The following is a 21,969-nucleotide window of genomic DNA, read 5'->3' as shown; positions in this document are numbered from 1 at the left end:
TTCCCGCGAACCGCCACTCGGTTGCGGGGGCCGGGTCTATCCGGCATGTTTGCGGGTAAGTGCGCCGGGGGATCCGGACGGCAACCGGCCGAAGCAACTCGACCAGGAGCGTCACATGCCCGGAGCAGTCCCCCACACCGCACTGACACACATCACTGTGGGTCTGGGCTGGGATCCCGTGCGCGCACCCAAGTTCCGGCGGCGCGCGAAAGACATCGACCTCAACGTGGCCGCGCTGTCGTTCATCGGAACACGCTTCGCCGACATCGCCTTTCACGAACAACTGACCTCGCGAGACGGCGCCATCCGCCACCTCGGTGACAGCCTGGACGGCGTCGGCGACGGAGACGACGAGATCATGGTGCTCGACCTGACCCGGCTGGCCCCGGATGTCACCACCGTCGTGCTCCTCATCACCTGCTACACCGGACAACGATTCGAGCAGATCGAGAACGCCTTCACCCGTGTCAGCGACAGCGTCACCCGCACCGAACTGGCACGGATCGACCTGGCCACCGCCCGCTCCCACACCGGCCTCGTCCTCGGCAAACTGCACCGCCCCCACAATGATTGGCAGTTCGCCCTCATCGCCGAGCCCATCTCGGCAGAACACGTCGTCGACGCCATCCCCCACCTCGCCGCCTACCTGAACTGAACCGCGACGGTCCTGGTCGCAGGCCGTCGCGCGGCGTGGGTCGCCCGCAAGCGTCTAGCAGTGGCACCGCCGACCCGACCGATGATCATTGTGTGATTTGGCAATCGGGGGGCTCGGGCCCATACACGGACCGTGGGCGGGGCAAGGTGCGCGTATGCGTCGCCGATGCGCCGCGTGCAAGTCACCGCTTCCGGTCGGGACAAATGCTGACCGGTCAGTGGTCGGCGAACAGCGCGTGCACCTGGTCGACGGCTTCGGTGCCGTAGGCCACGGCGCCCACCGGAACCGCTCCCTGGACCGCCTCGATCACCCGGGCGGTCCAGACGGGGCCGAAACCACCGCACAGTTCGATCAACTGCGCGCCGCCGTCGACCAGTCGCCGCGCTACGTCGACCACTTGGCTCGGATCGTTCACTCCGACGAATACCGAGCGGCAGCCGGGAGTTTCGACGACCGTTTCCCGAGCCGGATCACTGCCGGACGCGGTGTAGATGAATCCCCATGCGGTGAGCGCCATCTCGGTACCTCTCGTAGTGCGGTGGGGCCGCGCTAGGGCGCGACCCGATCGCTCTCCATCTGATCCGATCGCCGGGCGTCCTGTCCACGAGGCGGCACCGGATGAGCCTGTGGCGGAACCGCACACGCCAGGTCAGCCGCTATCTCGCGGTAGCGGGCAGCGGCGGAATCCGCGGTGTTCCAGACGAGGGCGTAGCGGATGCGGGCTGCCTCGGCGGCAAACGGAATCCACGACAACCCGTCGCCGGGGCGGACATCCCAGGCCGGGCGGAGAGCGAGGACATCGCCTCCGAAACCGAGTTCGGCGGTGAACAACGCTCGGCGCGGCGAACTCTCGCGAATCGCCGCGGGCTGCCAGCTTGCGCGCGTCCAGGATTCGCGGACGGCGTCGTGGTAGCCCGGCGCCGCCGAACGCGCGAACCACAGCAGTGCGCTGCCCTCGAGGTCGGTCCATCGCAGTGCCTGCTGCTGTGCCAGCCGATGCTCGTCCGCTACCACTACACCGAGCTCGACATCGGCGACGACCACATGCTCCAGTCCAGCCAGGTCGGCGGGCAGCAGGAGCACCCCGGCGTCGAGGGTTCCCGCCCGCAGCGCCGAAAGCTGTTCCGCGGTCTGCATATCGGTGATCTCGGCAACCGGATCACCCGCGGCCTGCCAGATCGCCGCCGCGAACTGGGGCGGCGCTCCGGGCGTCACAGCGACACGAAGAGCGTGGCTCTCCCGCACCGCACGCTGTGCCCGGCGCGTAGCGTCCACCGCTGCCTGCGCGTGCGGCACCAGTCGCAGACCGGCTGGTGTCACCGCCATTCCCGCCGCGGTGCGCACGAACAGTGCCACACCGAGCTCGCGTTCCAGCGCGATGATCTGCTGGCTCAGCGAGGTTGGCCGGATCCCGACCAGGTCGGCGGCCCTGGTGAGATTGCGCTCCTCGGCCACCGCGAGGAAATACCGCAACTGTCGCAACTCCACCCGACGACGCTAGCGCACTTCAGCGGCGGGGAATCGTGCTCCATCGCCCGCACGAGCAGGAACTCGTCGAGTTCCTCGAGTTCGAGCTGACCGGCCGGCCGCGATGCCGTGCAGCACCTTCACCGAGATGCCCTGCTGGAATCGATCGTTGAGCACGATCAGGCCCTCGAGGAGGTTGCGGCCGAGCCGGTCGGCCTCCTGCACAACGGGTTTCCGAACACCCGCGCCTGCGAGTCCGCCGTCGGCTGTGACTCTCAGCGATGAGGGGCGGTGTTCTCGCAGAATCAGGTGGCGCTGATCCCGACCTCGACGGCACTAGGGCGTGTCGAAAGTGGTGGTCCGGTGAGGTCGGGCTGTCGGTTGCGGTGGTGGAAGATGCGGCACTGGTGCGCGTGTCAGTGACCTGGAGCAGAAGAGGTCTCCGGTAGGAGGTTCAGCAGCCGAGCAGACTTGAAGTGCCGGAGATTTCGTGACCAGGGTGTCGGTCGCGGGGCGGGCGGATATGACCGATGCCGGTGGGCGCGGCTGGAACCGCTGCTGCATAAGGACGATGGACGACATCGGCCGGGTCGTCACCTCTGCCGGTCGGCGGTATCTTCCGGATCGGCCGGTGCCGACAATTCGCGACCGTGTATCAACAAGTCTGTCAGGAGTCCGGGGCAGAGCCGGGCGCGAATTGCCGAGTCCTCATGCAGGCACGTCAGCGCATCGAGCAGCATAATCGGGTCGGTTCCCCAGTAGGCGGCTGGGATCGTCCACTGCTCTTCGGGTCCTGGCCCGGGAAGTCGCCGACGCGCGGCGAGCCAACCGATACGTCGGTGGTGACGCACTCCTGTCTCATGGCAGGTGATAATGATGACATCACCCTCGGGTGTCTCCGCGATGCCGATCTCGATGATGCTGTCCCAGGCGATTTCCTGATCGGTGCCCAGTAACCGGACCCTGATCCAGTGTGGGGAGATCGTGAGCCGCACCAACACGCGAGAGACGACCATCATCGCGGCTATCAGTAGGAAGATCACGCAGAGGGGAATGCCGTACGCAACGGCTTCCCAGAGCCCTTGCAGCGAGCCGGCGATTACGGTGATACCGCCGAAAACCGCGCCCGCGGTCATGACCGCCAGCGCGCGCAGCGGGCGGTACCGCAGCACCACAGCATCGGGTTGCCGGGCGGGCAGAACCACCGGTGACAGTTCGGCACGCTCGGCGTAGCGATCGACCAGTCCGATCGCGCCGAGCGGGGCCAGAACCAAGCTGAGCGTCGCGATCGTCGAGTCGTCGATCGCGAATCCGATGACGGCGCACGCCAGGCCGACGACGACCGCCGTTGCCGACGCAGCGGTGCGATAGAAGTGTTCGTCGAATGCCGTTAGCCGCAACGGTAGGGGCACTGTGGGATCGACCTCGGCTTCCGGGGATCGTAGGCCGCCTCGGAGCAGGCGCACCTCGATCCCGATCGTATCCGGGACGGAACTGTCTGCGCCGCGACAAAAGCGGGCCGCCTTGAGTCGCCGACGCCGAGCATGTTCCACTCGGTGAGAAACCAGGGGAACATCGAGCACGACCATGCCGGACTAGCCTGTGGCACCGAATCTCCCGGCTTCTCGCCAGGCGTTGTCGACCTCATCCGGACGTCGGTGACCGCACTCGAGTTCGGTACCGGTTCGATCCCTGACCTTCGGAAGGCCAGAGGCCGCCCACACCCGCAATCCGTCGTCTTCCCACTGCACCAGGAACTGTCCGCCGTCGGCTCCGATGACGCCCGCGGCGTAGTCGCCGTCGTCGAACTCGACGGTGAAGTCCTCACCCGGATACATCCAGTAGTCCTCGCCCCGAGGTTCGAGCCAGAGAGTCAACATCCTGTCCGAGTGCGAGTTGGACAGGGTGATTTTGGGCACCGGCCGATCCTATGCACTGACGGCTCCGGCGATCATCATGGGCCGCTTGCTCGACACGTCAACAAAAACAAAGTGAAGGCTACCGAACGCACTCGGCATTTTCAGGGCAGTCAGATCGATCGAGCGTTCGAGTCGCCCGCCACGGTCGCAGTGTCTCGCCAACGATCGTTCGCGAGACATTCTGCGGCGAACCAGGTTCCCGCAGGTCGCCTCTGTAACGCTTGCCGTGTACAAACGGAACCTGCGCCGGGTCTAGCGACGTGCCTGCCGCTGGACCCGGGCACGGCCTGCAGGTGTTCAGTGGCCGATACTCTCCAGGTCGGCCACGTCCTCATCGGAGAGGGAAAGCCCAGCGCCGACGATGTTCTCACGCAGATGGGCTGTCGATGACGTGCCGGGGATGAGCAGGATGTTCGGTGAGCGCTGCAACAGCCAGGCCAACGCGACCGACATCGGCGTCGTCCCAAGCCGGGCCGCGACTCCCGAGAGCGCATCGGACTGTAGCGGCGTGAAGCCCCCCAGCGGGAAGAACGGCACGTAGGCAATGCCGTCGGCGGCGAGCCTGTCGATGAGGTCGTCGTCGTGGCGGTGGGCGAGGTTGTACAGGTTCTGCACGCACACGATGGGGGCGATACCGCGCGCCTCGGCGACCTGCTCGGTGGTGACGTTGCTGACACCGAGGTGACGGATCAGTCCCTCGCGCTGGAGTTCGACGAGCGTCTCGAACGCCTCGGCGAGCGAACCAGGCTTGGGGCCTTCGGCATCGCCCATACGCATGTTGACCAGATCGAGGGTCTCGACCCCGAGGGACTGGAGGTTCTCGTGGACCTGCTTGCGCAGATCTTCGGGTCGCCGGGCCGTGGGCCAGCCGCCTTGCGCGTCTCGGTTCGCCCCCACCTTGGTAGCGAGGAACAGCGACTCCGGGTAGGGATGCAGCGCCTCACGGATCAGCTCGTTGGTGACGCGCGGTCCGTACGCGTCGCTGGTGTCGACGTGGGTGATACCGGCCGCGACCGCCTCGCGCAATACGGCCAGGGCGCCGTCGTGGTCGGCGGGAGGCCCCATGACCCACGGGCCGGCGAGTTGCATCGCGCCGTAACCGAACCGGGTGATGGTCGAGTTGCCCAGTGTCCAGGTGCCGCCGGGAAGTGATGTGGTTGGCGCGTTCATCGTTGTGCCTTTCGCGTTTCGCCGTGGGTGGCGTTTCGGCCTTCCTGGACGAGTATTGAAGAGGTACTTCCCGTTGGGAAGTAGGCACTCTGAAGTGCGTAACTCTCCCACAGGTGAAAGTTGAGATCAGTGAAGCCAACGAAGGCCGCCCAGAGGGCGCAGGCCAAGACGGAGTACAACGCGTTTCTGGCGGTATGCCCCAGCCGCCAGCTCCTCGACCGGATCTCGGACAAGTGGGTCGTGCTGATCCTGTGCGCACTTGGCGGCGACGCAGCAGACAAATCCGACCAGCCCCGTGCATCGGATGCCGCACGAGCGATGCGCTACTCCGAGATCTCCCGCCTGCTGACGGGAGTCAGCCAGAAGATGCTGACCCAGACCCTACGAGCACTCGAACGCGACGGCCTACTCACCCGCACCGTGACGCCAACCGTCCCCGTCACCGTCACCTACGAGCTGACCGACCTCGGCCTCTCACTCCACCACCTGACACGCGACCTCAGGCACTGGGCACAGATCCACATGGATCAGGTCCTTGCCAACCGAGACAAGCACGACGCTCGCACTTCCTGACCCGACACAACCAACCGACCCCGACACCGCCACGCGGCACACCCTCGATTGCGATGAGCCACTCATGGTGCCGCGTAGTTGGCTTCCTGAGGATCCGGGTCCGGTTCCAATCTGGACCGGACCCCGGGAGTGGCTCGTTTCAGGATGCGACCCATCCCCACGGCCGTTGCCCCTGGTACCCGTGTATGCAGGCCAGTGGGTAGTCGGCTTGGCGGCGGGCATGGTCGGAGACGGCGGCGTGGCGTAATGCGAATAGGCACAGCTCAAAGGATCGGACGTCTCGCCCCGGTGTGCGTGCTCACCGACACCGTCGTCATACGTGGCGTTTGGCTCGAATTCGATCGTCAAGGAATGACTCCTATTGAGGACCAGCGCGGGTGGTGCCCGGCTCCCATTGCATCTCGGCGTCGAGCTCGGCGAGGCTGCCCGATGGGGTCCCGTTGGATAACCGCCGGCGTCGGCGGATGCAGCTTGCGCCGGCGGTCGCGCGAGATCGACTCGCGCGGAGTCTTGTTCGCTCTGTGGCCGGCCGAAGCAGTGGGCAGAACGCGCGCCTCGAGCGGCTGCTGGCCCGACCCGGAGCTCGAGAAGGACGCGCTGCGGGAGATCGCCGACGGAAATGGTGAGCGCGGGATCTGACATAGAAACCCGCTCCCACCGTGGTGGGGGCGGGCTTCTAGTTCTCTGCCTGGCCTCGAGGCTATGTCAGTGAAGCGGTTTTACGATTTCGAATCCACACGCTGAAAGAAGAAGCGCTTTCCTTGCGACGGAGACTGCGTGGGTTTCAACATGATCGGACTCCCCGGTGCAGCCGAGTCCAGAGACCAACACTGCGCAGGGACGGTTCCTCTGGCTGTTTCGATCGTGTAGCCGCCATCCGAGGAGGGCTGAATCCTCCACAGCTGCCCGAACTCTTTATGACCGATGATGCGGTCATTGGCATTATTTTCGCGTGCAGCCAGCCTCGACGGCAAGGCCCACAGCCTGTAGTGGCCTTGTATATCTGGATCTTCCTCGATCAACCATGCCTGATCGGCGACGACCTGACCGAAGACGGGCCCTGCCCCGAAGGGGTTGCCCATACCTATTGTCGGGTAGCTGAGAAGCTCGTCATAGATCTGATAGGTGCCTGGCTGCAGTGGTGGCATCTGCTGGAATGAGGCAGGTGTGGTGTCCACCCAGATCTGCGCAGCGGGACCGGCTTCCGTCGTCCAGTTGACTCCACCTGTTCCAGCGCTGGTCAAGTAATCGCCGTCGGATTCCAGAACACCCACTTGGGGTACCGCGTTCTCTTGCCCGTTGGCCACGACAAAGATATGCATCGTGCCACCGGTCGATGCCACGGGCATCGTCATGGTGATCTGGGTACTGCTGTTCACCGTGAACTGCGCGTCCCACTGCTTGAAGTTCACGTTCTCAACGAAGACCCGGCTGACCCCGGTGAAACCCGACCCGGTGATGACCATCTGAGCACCGCTATAACAGTTGACCGATCTGGGGGTGACGCTGGTGATTATGGCCTGCTTAGCCATTGCCCTGTACCTCCCATCATGTCGAACTACCATGTGTCGGGACACAACTAGCGTGGCAGCCCGCACGGTGCGATGCAAGCACGTAGCCGTACACGCGGGCCAGGGCGTCGTCGGAGATCTTCTCGCCTTTGATGATCTCGACCAGAGCGGATGTACTGATCTTGGTGTGTGAGGGTACTGTTGGTCGGCAGTCCTGGCCGCGGCGCCCACGTGACGAATTAGCGGCGGGGTCGGTGTCCCGAAATCGCGGTTTCGGCGGAAGTAGGTGAATACACCCCGCCGTTGCCCCGACCGTTGAGGAGCTATCCCGTCATGACCGGACACCGCAGCGAACCCGACCCGCCCTCGACCGACCGTTACCGGCCGGTCGTGGTGCCACTGGACCGGAACGGATCGACTACTGGCGTGGGGTCGTCGCCGACTGGGAACCCCTCGACCGTGCCCAACTCGACGGCATAGCCGCCATCCTCGACCGCGTCCGGGCACGGAAATGGGCATCAACAACAACAGTAGCGACCCGCACCGGTACCCGAACGCTGCCTGACGGCCCTCCTCAGGCCACAGAAACCCCGGCCCCGGTGCCAGCGTCACCCGCGACGCCCGCCCCGGGGCCGTCCTGCACCCAGGGCACGGTGCCGGGGCCGGACGGGGTCGGGGTTTTGTCCACGATCCGAGACGAGTCGAACACCGGTCCCGCCTTGGTGACCCGGGTCGATCTCTCATCACCCACCCGCGACACCCGCGCATAGATGTCCAACAACAAACCATCACCGGCCGCTACTGCGGTTTTGCCATGGCATTCACTCCCATGTGGGTAGGGGGCCACCAATCACATGGGAGCCCCGGCGAGCAGGGCCGACTCTGCATTCCCAAGGCCCGGAACAGCCCGCGCGATCAGCGGCATTATCGAGTGTCCCCGGGCTGCTACCTATGGGTTTGGTATCGGCCGTCGGCGGCCTCGGTGAGTCGGCTGGCCAGGGCGCGTACGGCGTCGTTGAGTGTGTCGGGGTGCTCGATGATGAACGGGCGGTTCAGGCCGGCGAGCAGCGCGGGAATCCAGTCGAGTTGTTCGGCGCGGATTCGGATCCGGACCCACGGGTTGGTGTCAGCGGGCTGCGAGTCGATTTCATGCACGGTCGCGATCGTCGCAGGGAGCAGCGGGCGGACCTGGGTGAGTGTGCCCTGGACTCGGATCGATACCTCGTGCCGATAGGGCGCGTTGGCTAATGCGGACAGCAGATGAGCGGCCGGCTCGAATCCGGTGGGCGGAGCGAACGTTCCGGGCTGTGTGCTCACCGCGGTGATGCGGTCCAGCCGGAACTGGCGTAGTTCGTCGCTGTTGCTGTCCATCCCTGTCAGATACCACCGGCCGGAGTGGTCGACGAGCCCGTAGGGGTGCACGGTCCGTTGGCTGGACCGCCCGTTTCGGTCGGTGTACCCGATTTCGACCGGTCGGTGCTCGCGGGTGGCCTCGGCGAGCCGGAGCAGGACGGCAGTCTCGACAGCCACTTCCGGGCGCGCGTCGGCGGTGAATGCGACGGTGTTGATCAGTGCGTCCAGCCGGGCCGTCAGACGTGGGGGTAGGACGCGGCGGAGTTTGGCCGTCGCGCTGTCGGCGGCGCGGGCGGCCGCTGTCGGCCGGTCGGCGCCGCGGCTGGTGAGGAGCCCGAGTAACACGGCCACCGCCTCGTCGTCGGTCAGCATCAACGGTGGCATTCGGTATCCGGGAGCGAGCCGGTATCCCCCGTAGCGGCCCCGCACCGATCGGACCGGGATATCCAGGTCGGTGAGATGGGTGACGTATCGCCTGACGGTGCGTTCATCGACGCCGAGCCGTCCGGCGAGTTCGCCGACGGTATGAGTACCGCCGGTCTGCAACAGCTCGAGCAGGGCCAGCACTCGGGCGGTGGGGCGCGTCATCGGGAAATTCTCGCATCCATACCGGGCGGAAACTGTCCGGTATCGGCTCTACCGTGGCGTGCGGCGGTGGAACCTCCGCCTCATCCGACAGCAGGAGCACACAATGAAGCTCGTCTCGATCCGTCTGATCACCGACGACATCCGGCGGCTGGTCAGTTTCTATCGCCACGTGACCGGTGTCGAAGCACACTGGGCTACACCGGATTTCGCCGAAATCGTCACACCAGCCGGCACCCTCGCGATCGGAAGCACCCGCACCGTGGCCCTGTTCGCTGCGGGCAGCGCGCACCCAGCCGACAATCACTCGGCGATCATCGAATTCCTGGTCGCCGACGTCGATGCCGATTACCGGCGGTTGCGAGCGACGGTCGAGGATTTCGTCAACGAGCCCACGACGATGCCGTGGGGGAACCGGTCGTTGCTGTTTCGCGATCCCGACGGCAACCTGATCAACCTCTTCACCCCGGTCACCGCGCAGGCCGCCGCGAAGTTCGCCGGTTGAAATCCGCTCATCGGCATCTCAGGATGCTTATACCGACATCGAGATCCTTTACCGGACAACGAAATTCGTATCCGTGGGTGAAGTCGAACACCCACCTGAGGGTCTTACCCCGGGATATTCTGGAGGTATGAGCACCTCGGAGGCGGTCCCGCACCCACCGGTCGCTGTTTTCCGCGAACCGAGGGCTGGGGGAACCGTCCCGAATCTGGACGTTCGTATACAGGCTGAGGCGCAACGGACTGCGATGGCATTGGACGAGGTCCCCACCCATGCCGGTCCGGTCGAGCGCACCACAGCGCTACAGCGGGCTGCTGCCGCGGCCGGCGGGCTGGTCGAGGCCATAGCGGCGGAGACCGAGATGGTGGTTGGCGAGGATTTGCCTGCCGAGTCGGTGAGTCAGTCGTTCTTCCGAGTCCGTGAGGTGGACTTGTCCGATCAGCAGGCAGCTCTGCACGGTGCCCTCGTCATCCATCGCGGTGTGCGGGACCTGAGCAGAGCCCCGCTCTCGGGTGCCGATCTGGCGGTAGAGACCGCGGGTATGCGGCAGGCCGTACTCGATCTCACCGGCGCCGCAGGGGATGACGGACCGTCCCTTGACTTCTCGACCAGTCCCGAGATTTCTGACGGAATTTCGCTGGAGGACGAGTGGACAGCCCGTTGGCTCGTCGGGCACCAGGTCCACGTTCTGTTCAACATCTGCGCAGCGGTCGCGGTGACCGACGCCGCGCATCATCTGCGCCACGGGGCGGGCGAGGCTGCACTGACACGGCTCGCACACGCGACCACCTACGTGCGTGGGTTTCCCGCTGCGATGATCCATGCCAGCACGATTCCGGTGGACTACTATCTGGCGGCTGTCCGCCCCACCATGCAGCCGCGAGAGGTCGCGACCCCGCTGAGTGGCCGACAGCACCGCGGCTACAAAACGTTCCGCGCCGCGATGAGAGACCTGCTCAAAGCTGTACCCGACACCTACGAGCAGTTGGTCGCGCGCGATCCGGCACTCGCCGACGCCCGGGACGCGCTGCTCGAGGCCGACCTCATCGACAGCGAACGCCATGTCACCCTCGCGTATTCGATGGTCCGGCTACGCCGCTCCATCGCGCAGCTGCCGACCGGCCCGGACAACGCAGTCGGCGAACTCCGGCTGATGCGGCACCGGCGGGCTGCCCAGTACGCACCGTTGATCCGATTCGGGGACCATTACATCGCCGACGCGGTGTCTGCCCTACGGCACGGATGACAGTCCTGTGCGCTGCGCCACCTCGATCTGAGAACAGTTGCCCTGCCGCTGATGTGCTGAACCGGGAGAGAGCGTCGATGCACGAAATCGCTGACACCGTCGACTTCGCGGACCTGGAGTTGACTCCTGCTGATACAGCCGAGATCGACCGACTCGCTCGAACCCTGTGCACGGGAGACCACGACCGGGTGGACGACCCTGCGTGGGTCGCGCGGGCACGTCATTCCTGGGATGCGTTGCCGCTGAGGCTGCGTCGCGGCGTTCGGCAGTTCCGCCGGCACTCGGGACCGTTGGGGTCACTGGTGATCCACGGCCTGCCGGTCGACGAGACGATGCTGCCCGCCACACCCTCGACATCGGATTCGGTGCAGCGTGCGGCGATCGTCTCCGCTGCCGTACTCACCATGGTCGCCTGCGGGGTCGGTGACCCAGTCGCGTATCTGGCCGAGAAGTCCGGTGCCCTCGTGCAGGATGTCGTACCGGTGCGTGGCAAGGAATCCTTCTCGGGAAACGCCGGTTCGGTGTTGCTGACCTTCCACAACGAGAACGCCTTCCACCTGCACGAACCCGACTATGTGCTGCTGCTGTGCCTGCGCGCCGACCACGACCGGGTTGCCGGTCTGCGTACCGCCTGCATTCGGCAGGTACTGTCCTTGCTCAGCGTAGCGACCCGGGAAACGCTGTTCGCACCAGAATTCATCACCGCACCGCCGCCCTCCTTCCCCTCGGACAACACCGCGCGCTCACCCCAGCCGCTGCTTTCCGGCGCCATCGACGACCCCGACATCCGGATGGCCACGATCGCGACAACCGCGCTGACACCGCGCGCCGAGGCAGCACTGACCGAATTCGGCCGAGCCTGCAACTCTGTCGCCCGCACCACGGTACTCACACCCGGTGACCTGGCCCTTATCGACAATCGGGTCACTGTCCATGGCCGCACCGCCTTCCAACCTCGCTACGACGGCGCCGACCGCTGGGTGCAACGCACGTTCGCCATCGCCGACCTGCGCCGCTCCCGCGACCACCGGCCACACGACGGATACATCCTCACCCGCTGATCAGAGGGCGAGCATGGCGGCAGCGACCTGGTCGGCCGCGGCAACCCGCAGGGCGGTACCCATGTCGTCGAGGACGAGCAGTCGCGCCGCGGGGATTTCGGCGGCGAGGACCTTGCCGTTGCCGACCGGGAAGAACGGGTCGGCGCGACCGTGCACCACGAGCGTGGGGACGTCGAGCTCACCGAGCCGCTCCCGCCATCGGGGGGTGCAATCGATCCGGGAGAACACCATCCCAAGCTGGTTCGCCTGGTGCACCGTGGGATTGCTCGACGGCGTCCGGTCCCAGATTCGGGCCGCCATCGCCTTCGCTTCCTCCGGATCGTTGCCCATCGCCTCGGCACCCTCGGCGGCGAACGCCGCGACGGCATCCCGGTCGGTCCAGTCCGGCCGCGGGCGGGAGAACAACGCGGCCATGACCGTGGCGTCGTGGTCCGGCAGGTCCTCGTCGACCGGGCCCGGCGCCACCGGCCGGGTGCCCACGAGGGTCAGTGCGGAGAACACGTCCGGGTGTTCCAGCGCGGCGACCTGGGCGACCATCCCGCCGACGCCGACCCCACCGAGATGTGCGGTCTCGGCACCGAGCACCCCAACCAGTGCGGCCGCGTCGGCGGCGAGATCCCGCAGGTCGTAGGCCGGATTCTCCGGGTCGAGGGTCGTCGACGCGCCGGAGTCACGCAGGTCGTAGCGGACCACGCGCCGCCCGCCCGAGGCGAGCCGCTCGCACAGCGCGTCGGGCCAGGACAACATCGTTGTGCCGCCGACCAGCAGGACCAGCGGATCGTCCGCACGGCCGAAATTCTCTACGCCGTGATCCACACCGTTCGCCCGTACCAAGGTCATGCCTGGACTCCTGTCTGTCGATATCTCCAGAGGTATCGACGACGGATACACCCGAAAGTCATCGGTGCAGCCGAAATCACGTTGCACCCGAAGCTACTTTGCACCTCTGGCAACGGACCGTAGTCCGGCATCGTCTGCACGCGTGACGGTGGGGACCGCTGCCCGGTACGACACAGCAGGCTCAGGCGCGCAGCAGTGCGGCTTGGACCTGGCGCAGGCGGTCGACATCACCGCGGAAGCCGGCCACGGCGTCGTTGTACAGGAATGCTTCCCAGAGCCTGACCAGTGCGTAGGCCAAGGTGGCGCGTTCGATCGGCGGGCGATAGCCCTGTTCCTCGGCGCGCTCGATGAGGCCTTCCACGACGGCGACCGCGGCTTGGTGGACGGGACCGTCGCTGCGGGTGATCAAGCGCAGCGCCCCGGTCGACTCGTTGTCGAAATAGGTGCGCAGCGAGTCGTCCTCGACCAGCCAGTGGATGCAGCGATCGAGGATCTCGTTGAGGCGTTCGGCACCGGTGGTGTCACTGGTGCGATCGGCGTAGGCGACCATCCGCTCGAGCTGGCGGGCGATCGCCGCGCCGAGCAGCCCGTCGCGGGAACCGAACCACCGGTAGATGCTGGTGCGGCCGAGGCCGAGCTGGGCGGCGATGGCGTTCACGTCGACGCGATTGCCGGACAGGAAGACCTCGACCGCGGCTCGCAGCACGTCGTCACGGCTGGCCGCGGCAGGGCGTCCCGGCGCTCTCGTCCCCTCTGCTCGCGTCACATCGCACAGCATAAGCGCTCCTTCGCGGCTACCATTTGATACATACGCATCTCTGTGTAACATACTCGACCATGCAACTGGCACTCACCGAGGACGAGCTCGCCTTCCGCGACGAGCTACGTGCTTTCTTCCGGGACGAGATCCCCGCCGACATCCGTAATCGAGCCAGGCACATGGCCGAACTCAGCAAGGACGACATCGTCACGACCCAGCGCATCCTGCATGCGCACGGGCTGGCTGTGCCGCATTGGCCGGTCGAATGGGGTGGCCGCGACTGGACCCCGATCCAGCGCCACATCTGGCACGACGAAATGCAGCTCGCGTCGGTCCCGGAGCCGCTCACGTTCAACACCAACATGATCGGGCCGGTGATCGCGCAGTTCGGCTCGCAGGAGATGAAGCAGCGCTTCCTGCCCGCCACCGCGAACCTCGACATCTGGTGGTGCCAGGGCTTCTCCGAGCCCGACGCCGGTTCCGACCTGGCCTCGTTGCGCACTGTCGCCGTTCGGGACGGCGACGAGTACGTGATCAACGGCCAGAAGACCTGGACCACCGCCGCCCAGAGCGCGGACTGGATGTTCTGCCTGGCCCGCACCGACCCGGACGCACCCAAGAAGCAGGCAGGCATCTCGATGCTGCTGTTCCCCCTGGACTCCCCCGGTGTCACCGTCCGGCCGATCGAGCTGATCGACGGCGGTTTCGAAGTCAACGAGGTGTTCCTGGAGAACGTGCGGGTGCCGGCGGATCAGCTCGTCGGCGTGGAGAACCAGGGCTGGACCTACGCCAAGTTCCTGCTCGGCAACGAGCGCACCGGCATCGCCGCCGTCGGGCAGACCAAGGTGCGGCTGTGGCTGGCCAAGGAATACGCCAAGCAGACCCGGCTCGACACCGGCACCCTGCTCGACGATCCCGTCTTCGCCGCCCGCATCGCCGACCTCGAAAACGAGCTGCTGGCACTGGAACTCGTCCAGATGCGGGTTGTCGCGGGCTCGGCCGACGGCGCCCCGAATCCGGTGTCCTCGATTCTCAAACTCCGCGGCACCGAACTGCAGCAGGCCGTCACCGAACTGTTCGTCGACATCGCGGGCCCGGAATCCCTCGCCGCCGAAGCCGACACCCCGGACTGGGCGCGCCGCAGCACCGCCACCTACCTGAACTACCGCAAGACATCGATCTACGGAGGATCCAACGAGGTGCAGCGCAGCATCATCGCTTCGACGATCCTCGGACTGTGAGGCACCGCCATGGATTTCGAACTCAGCACCGAACAGACCATGCTGCGCGACACGGTGCGCAGCGTCCTGACCCGCCACTACACCCCCGAACGCCGCCGCGAGGTCATCGGCGGTGAGCTCGGCTGGGACCCGCAGGTGTGGTCGACCTTCGCCGAGATCGGCCTGCTCGGCCTGACCATCTCGGCCGAAGACGGCGGCATGGGCGCCGGCCCGATCGAGACCATGCTCGTGCTCGAGGAACTCGGCCGCGCCTTGGCACCGGAACCCGTCCTGGACTGCGCACTCCTGCCCGCCGCGATCATCAGCCGGGCCGGTACCGAGACCCAGCGCAAAGAACTCCTGCCCAAGATCGCCGACGGCGAGTTGCGACCGGTCTTCGCTCACGCCGAGCCCGGCACGCGGTGGCCCTCCACGCGCATCGGCACGCAGGCGTTGCCGCACGGTGACGGCTGGCAGCTGGCCGGGCGCAAACACCCTGTCGCCTACGGTGACAGCGCCGACCGGCTCATCGTCAGCGCGGCTCTGCCAGGCGGCGGCACCGCACTGTTCCTCGTCGACCCCACCGCACCGGGCGTGACCAGGACCGGGTTCCGCACCCACGACGGCAGGCACGGCGCCGACATCGAATTCGACGGCGCGGCAGCCGAACTGCTCGGCACACCGAACGACGCCGGCGATCTCATCGCCGACGCGATGATCACCGCGCAGGCGGCACTGGGCGCCGAAGCGGTCGGGGCGATGGCCGAAGCGCTGCGGCTCACCACCGACTACCTCGGCACCCGCAAGCAGTTCGGGGTCGCGCTGCGCAGTTTCCAGACCCTCACCCAGCGCGCCGCCGACATGTACGTCTCGCTGGAGCTGGCACGCAGCATGAGCCTGTACGCGTCGATGTCGCTGGCTGACGGTGTCGCCGATCCCATGGTCGCGTCCCGCGCGAAACTGCGAATCGGGCGCTCGGGCAGGCACATCGGGCAGGAGGCCATCCAGATGCACGGCGGCATCGGCATGACCGCCGAATACCCCGTCGGGCATTACACCGCACGCCTGACCGCCATCGAGCACACCCTCGGTGACTCGAGCGATCACCTGCGCTACCTGGCCGGGCACGTCGCCGACCACCAGCTGGCCGAAATCTAAAGGGCACTGCTCGACATCGCCGCCGCGGCGATGTCGAGCAGTTCCCCGATCAACCCCGGACCGCGACCGCGTCCACCTCGAACAGCATCCCCGGCAGCGCCAGCGCGGCAACGCCCAGCAGGGTTTGCACCGGCGGCCGCTCACCCCAGATCTCGGCGATCTTCTTCCCGAGGATCGTCAGCTTGTCGAGGTCGTGATCGACGATGAACGTCCGCAGCTGCGCGACATCGCCGTAGTCGAGCCCGGCCGACCGCAACGCGATCCCGAGATTGCCGAACGCCCGCTCGACCTGCCCCGCGAAATCCGTGGTCGTCGTGTGCCCGTCGCCGTCGGAGTCGTACTGACCCGCGATCAGCACGAGTTCCCCGGTCACCCGCGCGACGTGGCTGTAGCCGAACCCCGTCGGATCGTGCAGCTCGGCCGGATTGATGATCTCCACAGACACGTGTCTCTCCTGTCGTCGCGAACGGTTCGCACTGAGGTGACGACGCAGGCATCGCGAGTGTGACAACACGGTGATCGGAGAAACTTCGCGCGCCCGCGAGTGACGCACCCGCCAGGCCGCAGGCTCAACGCACGGCTAGGCGTAACACCGACCGAGGAACCGCACCACACCTGAAGTCCCACAAGCATTTCCGACGTTGGCGCCCGTCTCAGGTGCATGGGTAGTGTCACAGCGTGAACGTCTCGGAGCCGGTGAACCGCGAGATCGACAACATCGTCGGCGAGTTGACCCGCCAAGACCCCTTCCGCGTGTGGAGGACCGCCGTCGACAACCACATTGCCGCCGCGGATCCGGAGTTCGTCGTCGCCCTCGCCCGTGCGTCCGCCCCGAAAGTCGATCCCGACCTGGGCCGAGCGTTGCTCGACTCCGCGTTCCGGTCTCTCCTCGGCGCACAGGTACCCGGAAAGGTGACCGCCGCACTGCACGTCGTCGCGGTGATGCGGCCGACGAAACGCCGGGTCCGGCACCTCGCGGCCCTGCTCGCCGGACTGCTCGACGCCGACGATGCGGTCACGGCCTTCCTCCAGGCCGGTGCGGCCGGGCCGATCGCGGAGGAACTGCGCGCCTGTCTGCTGCACGAGCTCCTCTTTCGTGGCGTCACCGTGACGGAACTCGACCCCATCGCGCGGTGGACCGCCTCGCCGCACTGGGCACGCCATCCCCTTCGCCCACTTCCGCTGCAGCGCACAGACTTCGAACACGATCTGCCGATTCGCCACTACAGCGGAAACGGGTCGTCGGTTGCCCTGCCGTTCGACACCGATCCGACCCCGGCGCTGAGCAGACATACCCGCATCGCCCTCCCGAGGGCCCGTGAGACAACGACCCCGGAATCGACCGAACAGCTCGAGCAGGCCGTCGCCAACTGGAAAACCCACTCCAACGGCCGCATCGAAGCCCGCACCTTCGCGCTCACCAGCATTCCCGATCCCGCTACGGCCGCCGCAGTCCTCGAAACCCTCCCCCTCGCCTGCCTGCAGGCCCGTCACCCCGCCGCGACCGACCTGGTGGTCACCCCGTCCACCCCCGCCCGGGTCTGGCGAATCCTGTTCGCCGCGGCGGCCAACGGCGGCGCCTACAACAGTGGCGAGGGCGTCGGATACGGCCGGCTCGCCGCCTGGCAATCCCTCGCGGCTCTGTGCGGCGCCACCGACATCGACACCATCGCCGCCATCACCCGCCGCGCGAACGACGCCCGCTGGTTCACCTTCTCCGCCGACACCCCGTGGTTCGAACGAATCGCCTGGGACCTGGGCGTGTTCGCCATCACCCCCGACCCGTCCGTGTCGGTCCTCGCCGCCACCGACACCGACTGACACCGGCATGGCAGCATCGCCGTCATGCCCATGACCGAAGATCCGCTCGCCGCCACCCGCGCGGCTCCGCCGTCGACCTGCACCGACTGCCACACTGCAGGATCGGCCTGCGTGGCGGACCATAGGGCGGTGGATCAAGATCAAATCAAGAGCCGTGCGGCTGAACTCGCCAAGGCACTCGGAGTTCGAGCACCGCAGGTGAAATCAGGCACGCTGCCACGGTGGTGGTTCCCCGACGGTGTGTGGATTCGTGCGCTGGTGTGGAACCCCGTCATCGTGATCGGAGCGGCGTTCGACGATCTATCGGCGAGTGAGCGTGATGGCGTGCTCGCCGCGGCGGCGGTGCGCGCGGAGATGCTCCGTAAGGCCATGTTCAAGTACGTCATAGTTTTCGCGATCGCTATCGTGCCGATCCTGGCGCTCGAACTGGCCTTCTTCGAGCTCGGCGTTTCGTTCGCGCCGGCCATGACGCTGGTGTTCACACTGTTCCCGGCCCTGTATCTGACGTCCGTCATCCTCTGGTCCCGCCGCTTGGTCTTTCGCTCGGACGCGCGGCTCGCCGACGTGATGGGACGTGAGTTCGTCGAACCACTGCTCGATCTCGATCGCCGGGTGCGTTATCGGCGCAGGGGCGTGATCGGTATGGTGTTCGATCTGGCCTGCCCCGCCGAAACCCGCCGCGCCGAAGCCATCTCGTATGCGGATTCGAGCCGACCGGCGCAAGCTGACCACAACATCGCGAAGGCTGACAACTGACATGACCCCAGGCACACTGACCGTCGATCCCGATCAACGTCAGATCCGGCGCTACGAATGCCCGTGCTGCGCCGAGCCGGTCGAGCGCACGTGGAACATGGTCAGCCGCGACGGTATCGCCTATGCCGCGTACTTCGCGAACAGCTACCACCATGCAGACCAGGACCACGACACCTGGATCGACGTCATTATCGGCACCTGGGGTGAGGACTCCATGACCGACCATGTCACCTTCGGCTGCCGGGTCGGACCGGTCAAGAACAGCCCCGCCCCCGCCGCGACCCTGGTGGCAGCCTGCCAGGACGGATCTGCGAGCGAGCTCCATGGCGTGGTGCTCTCACGCGAGGACGGCCTCGTCCACCCACGCCTCCCGGAATTCTGGAGCGTCGTCGACTACGTGCTGGCTAACGACCCAACCGTCAACTCCCACCTCTACGGGTAGGACCGGTCAGGGTCGGCCACCACTATGGTCAGCCGAGTGGGCTGTGGCCCAACAGGACCCGGCCGCTGAAGCGAGTCTGCTTTGCCCTCGGCAGCGGGTGGAACTGGCAGCCGTGGATATCGCGGTAGAGGCGTTCGAGGTCGCATGAGCGCGAGTAGCCCGCGCCGCCGGTCGTCTCGATCGCCAGACGCACCGTGGTGATGAGGGCGTCGGCGGCGACGGTTTTGCGGCTCAGGGTCCGGCCGGCGTACTCGTCGGTGTTGGCGAAACCGAGGTTGTCGGAGTCGGTGAACATGGCGGCGACGAGGTCGGCGGCGGTGGTGTAGGCGTTGAGCATCTCGCCTGCCGACTGCAGCGTGTGCGGTTCGGCACGGCCTGCCAGCAGTCGCGCGGTGAGCTCGACAGCGGAGTCGGCGACACCGAGGTAGGCGGCGAGCACCAGGGGAAGTGCCGCGCCGATCACCACGTTCAGCACCGGCGGCCACACCCCGGCGGGACGAATCAACGACACCGCCGCATCGGGGACGAACACGTCGTCGAGGACCACGGTATGTGAGCCGCTGGCCCGCAGGCCCAACGTGTCCCAGGTCTTGTCGATGCTCACCCCGGGCGCGGTCATCGGGATCGCGCAGTGCAGCACCTGCTCGCTCTCGCCCTCGAAACGGACGCTGGTGACGAGCACATCGCCCACCTCACAACCGCTGGCAGGCGCTTTGCGGGCACTCACCCGATACCCGCCGTCCACGCGCACGGCCGCACCGTTGGAGTCCACCCAGTCCGAAGCGCCGGTGCTCACCAGGATCGCGCCTGCCGCCACCTTCGCGAACACCGCCGAGGCGTCCACGCCGTGGTTGTGCCGCCACACCTGGGCGGCGACGAGATGAGAGTGCATCGCGAACGCGACAGCGGTCGACGGGTCGTGCCTGCCGAGTTCTCGCAGGATCTCTCCCATCTCCTGGTGGCTCGCGCCGCCGCCCCCGAACTCGGTGGGCACGAGCGCGGCGGACAGGCCGCTGGCCCGCAACCGGTCGAATGCGACGGCGGAGATCTCGCCGGTGCGGTCCCGCTCGGGCACCTCGGGGCGCAGCGATTCACCGATCTCGCGCGCCAGGGCAACGCGGTCGGTGGTGGGCGTGGTGTCGGTAAATGTGGAAGTCATGTTTCGAAGGTAGGAACCGCCGCGATAACCAGATAGTCCAGAAAGTGGACTCCCCCGGTCCTGAAAGTGGACCCCGTCGGTGAGGTGACCATGACGACTACGACCGCAGGCTACGGCCAATACTGCCCCATCTCCCGCGCGCTCGACGTGCTCGGCGAACGCTGGTCGCTGCTGATCCTGCGCGACCTCTACCTCGGCACCACCCGCTTCAACGACCTCGCCCGCGGCCTGCCCGGCCTCTCGCGCAGCCTGCTCGCCAAACGGCTGCGCCAGTTCGAACGCGCCGGGCTGATCGAGAAGATCGGCACCGAACACCTGCTCACCGATGCGGGCACCCAACTCCAACCGATCCTGTTCGGACTCGGCGAATGGGGCGCACGCTGGACCTTCGGCGCACCCCGCGACGAAGAGCTCGACGCGGCACTGCTCGTCTGGTGGATGCACACCCGCGTCGACACCGCGAGCCTTCCCGGCAGACGGAACGTCCTGCAGGTCCGGTTCACCGACGACGTGCGGCGATTCTGGATCGTCGTCGAAGGCGCAACGCCCTCGGTGTGCGAAACCGATCCCGGCTACCCGGTCGACGTCACCATCGTCGCGGACGTGGCAACGCTCTACGAAGTGTGGCTGGGCCGGATGCCCCTGAGCCATGCCCAGCGCACCGGCCAGGTGGTGTTCACCGGCCCACCCGCGCTCACCCGCAGGATGTCCACCGTCCTGCGACTGAGCCCCGTCGCCGGATACGTCCGCGAATCGGCCATGGCCGAGGACGCGACCGCCCGTGCGTCCTGACTCGCTCAGGAACTCGCATCGCCCGGCCGATCGGCGATCTCCATCGCCCACGCGTACAGCCCTGCCGGATCGCCGACGGTTTCCCGCACCGCCGAACTGACCAACGTGCCGATCCCCGCGCTCAGCAGATCGTAAAGGCCCAGGTGCACCCACTCCCACAGCATGCTGTCGATGTTGTAGGCGAGCATGGCGCGCTCGACCCGGCCGCGAATCTCGTCGACTTCCGCGGGCGACACCCCCGCGCGGCGCAGCCGATCCAGCGTGGCGCGGACATCGTCGGGATCGAAGGAGGTATCGAGGAACGGTTCGAGCAGGTCAGCCCAGACATCAGGCCTTCGCCGCACCGGAATACCGTGACGGGTGGCGAAGTCATCGAGCTCGGAGCGCTGTGCGGCGAGGACGAACAGTGTCTCGCCGCGCACGGTACGCACCTCCGGCGGCGTCGCCCGCGGATCGACATCACGGATCTCCGCGAGACCGATCGCCCCACTCGGGTAGACCGTCGCGCCGGGGAACTCATAGCTCGCGAAACGGATCTCCGTGTCGGCGAAGACGGCGTCCATCGGTCCATGATGGCGGTCCAGAGACACATGCCACGGCCCGATGATCCACCAAATGAGAAAACGTGGCAGTTATCACTACCGGGCCCGCCATGTTGGCAACGGCCGTAATCAAAACGTTAGGGTTTCGTCATGGTACGTCACGGAGCAGCGCACACCGACACGGACGTGCCGAATGTTCCTCTCCCCCAGCAACATCCGGCACATCTCGAACTCGTCGGCGATTCCACCAACGTCGCCGAAACGCCGTCAGGCCAAGTCGATGACCATTTTCCGCGACTCGGTGACACCAGTTTCCTCACCACCGCGGCCCGGCACCGGCTCGCCGCCTACATCCACACCAAGCTCGCCGAGCTGGCGGAGATGCCGTGATCGCGTCCCGATGACCTAGGCTCGAACGCCAGGAGCATCGGCGACAG

The 21,969-nt window shown here is 66.6% G+C and carries 26 protein-coding genes; 12 read left to right on the top strand and 14 right to left on the bottom strand.

The window, feature by feature from the left end; all coding sequences use genetic code 11:
- Positions 1-115 precede the first annotated feature (115 nt).
- A complete protein-coding gene (locus ACFWF2_RS08155) occupies positions 116-655 on the top strand; it encodes a TerD family protein (RefSeq protein WP_379305872.1) in 540 nt (179 codons plus the stop codon).
- A 214-nt stretch (positions 656-869) separates the two neighbouring features.
- Here ACFWF2_RS08155 and ACFWF2_RS08150 read toward each other — a convergent pair whose 3' ends face one another.
- The 6 genes from ACFWF2_RS08150 to ACFWF2_RS08125 all read right to left on the bottom strand — a co-directional run bounded on the left by ACFWF2_RS08150 (position 870) and on the right by ACFWF2_RS08125 (position 5,211).
- A complete protein-coding gene (locus ACFWF2_RS08150; RefSeq protein WP_067838848.1) occupies positions 870-1,172 on the bottom strand; it encodes a DUF6506 family protein in 303 nt (100 codons plus the stop codon).
- A 32-nt stretch (positions 1,173-1,204) separates the two neighbouring features.
- Positions 1,205-2,143, bottom strand: a complete 939-nt coding sequence (locus ACFWF2_RS08145; protein WP_379305870.1) for a LysR family transcriptional regulator — start codon at positions 2,141-2,143, stop codon at positions 1,205-1,207.
- A 9-nt stretch (positions 2,144-2,152) separates the two neighbouring features.
- Positions 2,153-2,347: a hypothetical protein gene (locus ACFWF2_RS08140; RefSeq protein WP_379305868.1), complete on the bottom strand. Its 195-nt coding sequence runs from the start codon at positions 2,345-2,347 to the stop codon at positions 2,153-2,155.
- A gap of 368 nt (positions 2,348-2,715) precedes the next feature.
- Positions 2,716-3,711: a hypothetical protein gene (locus tag ACFWF2_RS08135; RefSeq protein ID WP_379305866.1), complete on the bottom strand. Its 996-nt coding sequence runs from the start codon at positions 3,709-3,711 to the stop codon at positions 2,716-2,718.
- A 6-nt stretch (positions 3,712-3,717) separates the two neighbouring features.
- A complete protein-coding gene (locus tag ACFWF2_RS08130) occupies positions 3,718-4,041 on the bottom strand; it encodes a hypothetical protein (protein ID WP_379305864.1) in 324 nt (107 codons plus the stop codon).
- 297 nt (positions 4,042-4,338) lie between these two features.
- A complete protein-coding gene (locus ACFWF2_RS08125) occupies positions 4,339-5,211 on the bottom strand; it encodes an aldo/keto reductase family oxidoreductase (protein WP_379305862.1) in 873 nt (290 codons plus the stop codon).
- A 129-nt stretch (positions 5,212-5,340) separates the two neighbouring features.
- On the opposite strand from ACFWF2_RS08125, the gene ACFWF2_RS08120 reads away from it, so the two are divergent.
- Positions 5,341-5,784 (top strand): winged helix-turn-helix transcriptional regulator, encoded by a 444-nt coding sequence (locus ACFWF2_RS08120; RefSeq protein WP_379305860.1) that lies wholly within the window; start codon positions 5,341-5,343, stop codon positions 5,782-5,784.
- Positions 5,785-6,503: 719 nt separating this feature from the next.
- Here ACFWF2_RS08120 and ACFWF2_RS08115 read toward each other — a convergent pair.
- From ACFWF2_RS08115 to ACFWF2_RS08105, 3 genes are all read right to left on the bottom strand, one after another.
- Positions 6,504-7,316 (bottom strand): IPT/TIG domain-containing protein, encoded by an 813-nt coding sequence (locus ACFWF2_RS08115; RefSeq protein WP_379305858.1) that lies wholly within the window; start codon positions 7,314-7,316, stop codon positions 6,504-6,506.
- Positions 7,317-7,869: 553 nt separating this feature from the next.
- The gene (locus ACFWF2_RS08110) at positions 7,870-8,004 is read right to left on the bottom strand and encodes a hypothetical protein (RefSeq protein WP_379305856.1); all 135 of its coding nucleotides are present in this window, start codon (positions 8,002-8,004) and stop codon (positions 7,870-7,872) included.
- Between the two features lie 236 nt (positions 8,005-8,240).
- The gene (locus ACFWF2_RS08105) at positions 8,241-9,236 is read right to left on the bottom strand and encodes a helix-turn-helix transcriptional regulator (RefSeq protein ID WP_379305854.1); all 996 of its coding nucleotides are present in this window, start codon (positions 9,234-9,236) and stop codon (positions 8,241-8,243) included.
- Positions 9,237-9,339: 103 nt separating this feature from the next.
- On the opposite strand from ACFWF2_RS08105, the gene ACFWF2_RS08100 reads away from it, so the two are divergent.
- From ACFWF2_RS08100 to ACFWF2_RS08090, 3 genes are all read left to right on the top strand, one after another.
- Positions 9,340-9,738, top strand: coding sequence for a VOC family protein (locus ACFWF2_RS08100; protein ID WP_379305852.1), 399 nt, complete (start codon positions 9,340-9,342; stop codon positions 9,736-9,738).
- A 244-nt stretch (positions 9,739-9,982) separates the two neighbouring features.
- Positions 9,983-10,981, top strand: a complete 999-nt coding sequence (locus ACFWF2_RS08095; RefSeq protein ID WP_379305850.1) for a hypothetical protein — start codon at positions 9,983-9,985, stop codon at positions 10,979-10,981.
- 77 nt (positions 10,982-11,058) lie between these two features.
- Positions 11,059-12,042 (top strand): TauD/TfdA family dioxygenase, encoded by a 984-nt coding sequence (locus tag ACFWF2_RS08090; RefSeq protein ID WP_379305848.1) that lies wholly within the window; start codon positions 11,059-11,061, stop codon positions 12,040-12,042.
- Here the strand turns inward: ACFWF2_RS08090 and ACFWF2_RS08085 are convergent, their stop codons facing one another.
- Together ACFWF2_RS08085 and ACFWF2_RS08080 are read right to left on the bottom strand one after the other, a co-directional pair.
- Positions 12,043-12,882 carry an alpha/beta fold hydrolase gene (locus tag ACFWF2_RS08085; RefSeq protein ID WP_379305846.1) on the bottom strand — a complete coding sequence of 280 codons (840 nt, stop codon included), beginning with the start codon at positions 12,880-12,882 and terminating at the stop codon, positions 12,043-12,045.
- 181 nt (positions 12,883-13,063) lie between these two features.
- On the bottom strand, positions 13,064-13,648 hold the full coding sequence (locus ACFWF2_RS08080) for a QsdR family transcriptional regulator (protein ID WP_379305844.1): 585 nt from the start codon (positions 13,646-13,648) through the stop codon (positions 13,064-13,066).
- Positions 13,649-13,719: 71 nt separating this feature from the next.
- Here ACFWF2_RS08080 and ACFWF2_RS08075 point away from each other — a divergent pair, with 71 nt between their 5' ends.
- Together ACFWF2_RS08075 and ACFWF2_RS08070 are read left to right on the top strand one after the other, a co-directional pair.
- Positions 13,720-14,883 (top strand): acyl-CoA dehydrogenase family protein, encoded by a 1,164-nt coding sequence (locus tag ACFWF2_RS08075; protein WP_379305842.1) that lies wholly within the window; start codon positions 13,720-13,722, stop codon positions 14,881-14,883.
- Between the two features lie 9 nt (positions 14,884-14,892).
- Positions 14,893-16,020, top strand: coding sequence for an acyl-CoA dehydrogenase family protein (locus tag ACFWF2_RS08070; RefSeq protein WP_379305840.1), 1,128 nt, complete (start codon positions 14,893-14,895; stop codon positions 16,018-16,020).
- Between the two features lie 49 nt (positions 16,021-16,069).
- On the opposite strand, the gene ACFWF2_RS08065 is transcribed toward ACFWF2_RS08070, so the two are convergent.
- Entirely contained in the window at positions 16,070-16,465 is a 396-nt protein-coding gene (locus ACFWF2_RS08065) for a RidA family protein (RefSeq protein WP_379305838.1), read from the bottom strand.
- A gap of 233 nt (positions 16,466-16,698) precedes the next feature.
- Between ACFWF2_RS08065 and ACFWF2_RS08060 the strand changes: the two genes are divergently transcribed.
- Genes ACFWF2_RS08060 through ACFWF2_RS08050 form a run of 3 tightly spaced genes read left to right on the top strand, consistent with a single transcriptional unit; the run spans position 16,699 to position 19,039 of the window.
- Entirely contained in the window at positions 16,699-17,841 is a 1,143-nt protein-coding gene (locus ACFWF2_RS08060; protein ID WP_379305836.1) for a DUF6183 family protein, read from the top strand.
- 24 nt (positions 17,842-17,865) lie between these two features.
- The gene (locus ACFWF2_RS08055; protein ID WP_379305834.1) at positions 17,866-18,597 is read left to right on the top strand and encodes a hypothetical protein; all 732 of its coding nucleotides are present in this window, start codon (positions 17,866-17,868) and stop codon (positions 18,595-18,597) included.
- A 1-nt stretch (position 18,598) separates the two neighbouring features.
- Positions 18,599-19,039, top strand: coding sequence for a hypothetical protein (locus ACFWF2_RS08050; RefSeq protein ID WP_379305832.1), 441 nt, complete (start codon positions 18,599-18,601; stop codon positions 19,037-19,039).
- A gap of 28 nt (positions 19,040-19,067) precedes the next feature.
- Here ACFWF2_RS08050 and ACFWF2_RS08045 read toward each other — a convergent pair whose 3' ends face one another.
- Complete coding sequence (locus ACFWF2_RS08045) at positions 19,068-20,198, bottom strand: acyl-CoA dehydrogenase family protein (protein ID WP_379305831.1); 1,131 nt, start codon at positions 20,196-20,198, stop codon at positions 19,068-19,070.
- Between the two features lie 90 nt (positions 20,199-20,288).
- Between ACFWF2_RS08045 and ACFWF2_RS08040 the strand changes: the two genes are divergently transcribed.
- Positions 20,289-20,990 (top strand): winged helix-turn-helix transcriptional regulator, encoded by a 702-nt coding sequence (locus ACFWF2_RS08040; RefSeq protein ID WP_379305830.1) that lies wholly within the window; start codon positions 20,289-20,291, stop codon positions 20,988-20,990.
- A 5-nt stretch (positions 20,991-20,995) separates the two neighbouring features.
- Here ACFWF2_RS08040 and ACFWF2_RS08035 read toward each other — a convergent pair whose 3' ends face one another.
- Positions 20,996-21,553 carry a hypothetical protein gene (locus tag ACFWF2_RS08035; RefSeq protein ID WP_379305829.1) on the bottom strand — a complete coding sequence of 186 codons (558 nt, stop codon included), beginning with the start codon at positions 21,551-21,553 and terminating at the stop codon, positions 20,996-20,998.
- Positions 21,554-21,718: 165 nt separating this feature from the next.
- Between ACFWF2_RS08035 and ACFWF2_RS08030 the strand changes: the two genes are divergently transcribed.
- The gene (locus ACFWF2_RS08030; protein WP_379305827.1) at positions 21,719-21,922 is read left to right on the top strand and encodes a hypothetical protein; all 204 of its coding nucleotides are present in this window, start codon (positions 21,719-21,721) and stop codon (positions 21,920-21,922) included.
- Positions 21,923-21,969: the final 47 nt, after the last annotated feature.

The sequence above is a fragment of the Nocardia sp. NPDC060259 genome (genome assembly GCF_042728775.1).
Classification (GTDB): Bacteria; Actinomycetota; Actinomycetes; order Mycobacteriales; family Mycobacteriaceae; genus Nocardia.
Note: the sequence above shows the minus strand (reverse complement) of the source record. Positions and strands in the feature narration are given on the sequence as shown.

Coding starts and splice junctions, on each gene's coding strand:
- ACFWF2_RS08055 (WP_379305834.1), top strand. CDS start 17,866: ATGCCCATGACCGAAGATCCGCTCGCCGCCACCCGCGCGGCTCCGCCG.
- ACFWF2_RS08135 (WP_379305866.1), bottom strand. CDS start 3,711: ATGGTCGTGCTCGATGTTCCCCTGGTTTCTCACCGAGTGGAACATGCT.
- ACFWF2_RS08100 (WP_379305852.1), top strand. CDS start 9,340: ATGAAGCTCGTCTCGATCCGTCTGATCACCGACGACATCCGGCGGCTG.
- ACFWF2_RS08105 (WP_379305854.1), bottom strand. CDS start 9,236: ATGACGCGCCCCACCGCCCGAGTGCTGGCCCTGCTCGAGCTGTTGCAG.
- ACFWF2_RS08155 (WP_379305872.1), top strand. CDS start 116: ATGCCCGGAGCAGTCCCCCACACCGCACTGACACACATCACTGTGGGT.
- ACFWF2_RS08045 (WP_379305831.1), bottom strand. CDS start 20,198: ATGACTTCCACATTTACCGACACCACGCCCACCACCGACCGCGTTGCC.
- ACFWF2_RS08075 (WP_379305842.1), top strand. CDS start 13,720: ATGCAACTGGCACTCACCGAGGACGAGCTCGCCTTCCGCGACGAGCTA.
- ACFWF2_RS08115 (WP_379305858.1), bottom strand. CDS start 7,316: ATGGCTAAGCAGGCCATAATCACCAGCGTCACCCCCAGATCGGTCAAC.
- ACFWF2_RS08085 (WP_379305846.1), bottom strand. CDS start 12,882: ATGACCTTGGTACGGGCGAACGGTGTGGATCACGGCGTAGAGAATTTC.
- ACFWF2_RS08150 (WP_067838848.1), bottom strand. CDS start 1,172: ATGGCGCTCACCGCATGGGGATTCATCTACACCGCGTCCGGCAGTGAT.
- ACFWF2_RS08050 (WP_379305832.1), top strand. CDS start 18,599: ATGACCCCAGGCACACTGACCGTCGATCCCGATCAACGTCAGATCCGG.
- ACFWF2_RS08090 (WP_379305848.1), top strand. CDS start 11,059: ATGCACGAAATCGCTGACACCGTCGACTTCGCGGACCTGGAGTTGACT.
- ACFWF2_RS08070 (WP_379305840.1), top strand. CDS start 14,893: ATGGATTTCGAACTCAGCACCGAACAGACCATGCTGCGCGACACGGTG.
- ACFWF2_RS08125 (WP_379305862.1), bottom strand. CDS start 5,211: ATGAACGCGCCAACCACATCACTTCCCGGCGGCACCTGGACACTGGGC.
- ACFWF2_RS08035 (WP_379305829.1), bottom strand. CDS start 21,553: ATGGACGCCGTCTTCGCCGACACGGAGATCCGTTTCGCGAGCTATGAG.
- ACFWF2_RS08095 (WP_379305850.1), top strand. CDS start 9,983: ATGGCATTGGACGAGGTCCCCACCCATGCCGGTCCGGTCGAGCGCACC.
- ACFWF2_RS08040 (WP_379305830.1), top strand. CDS start 20,289: ATGACGACTACGACCGCAGGCTACGGCCAATACTGCCCCATCTCCCGC.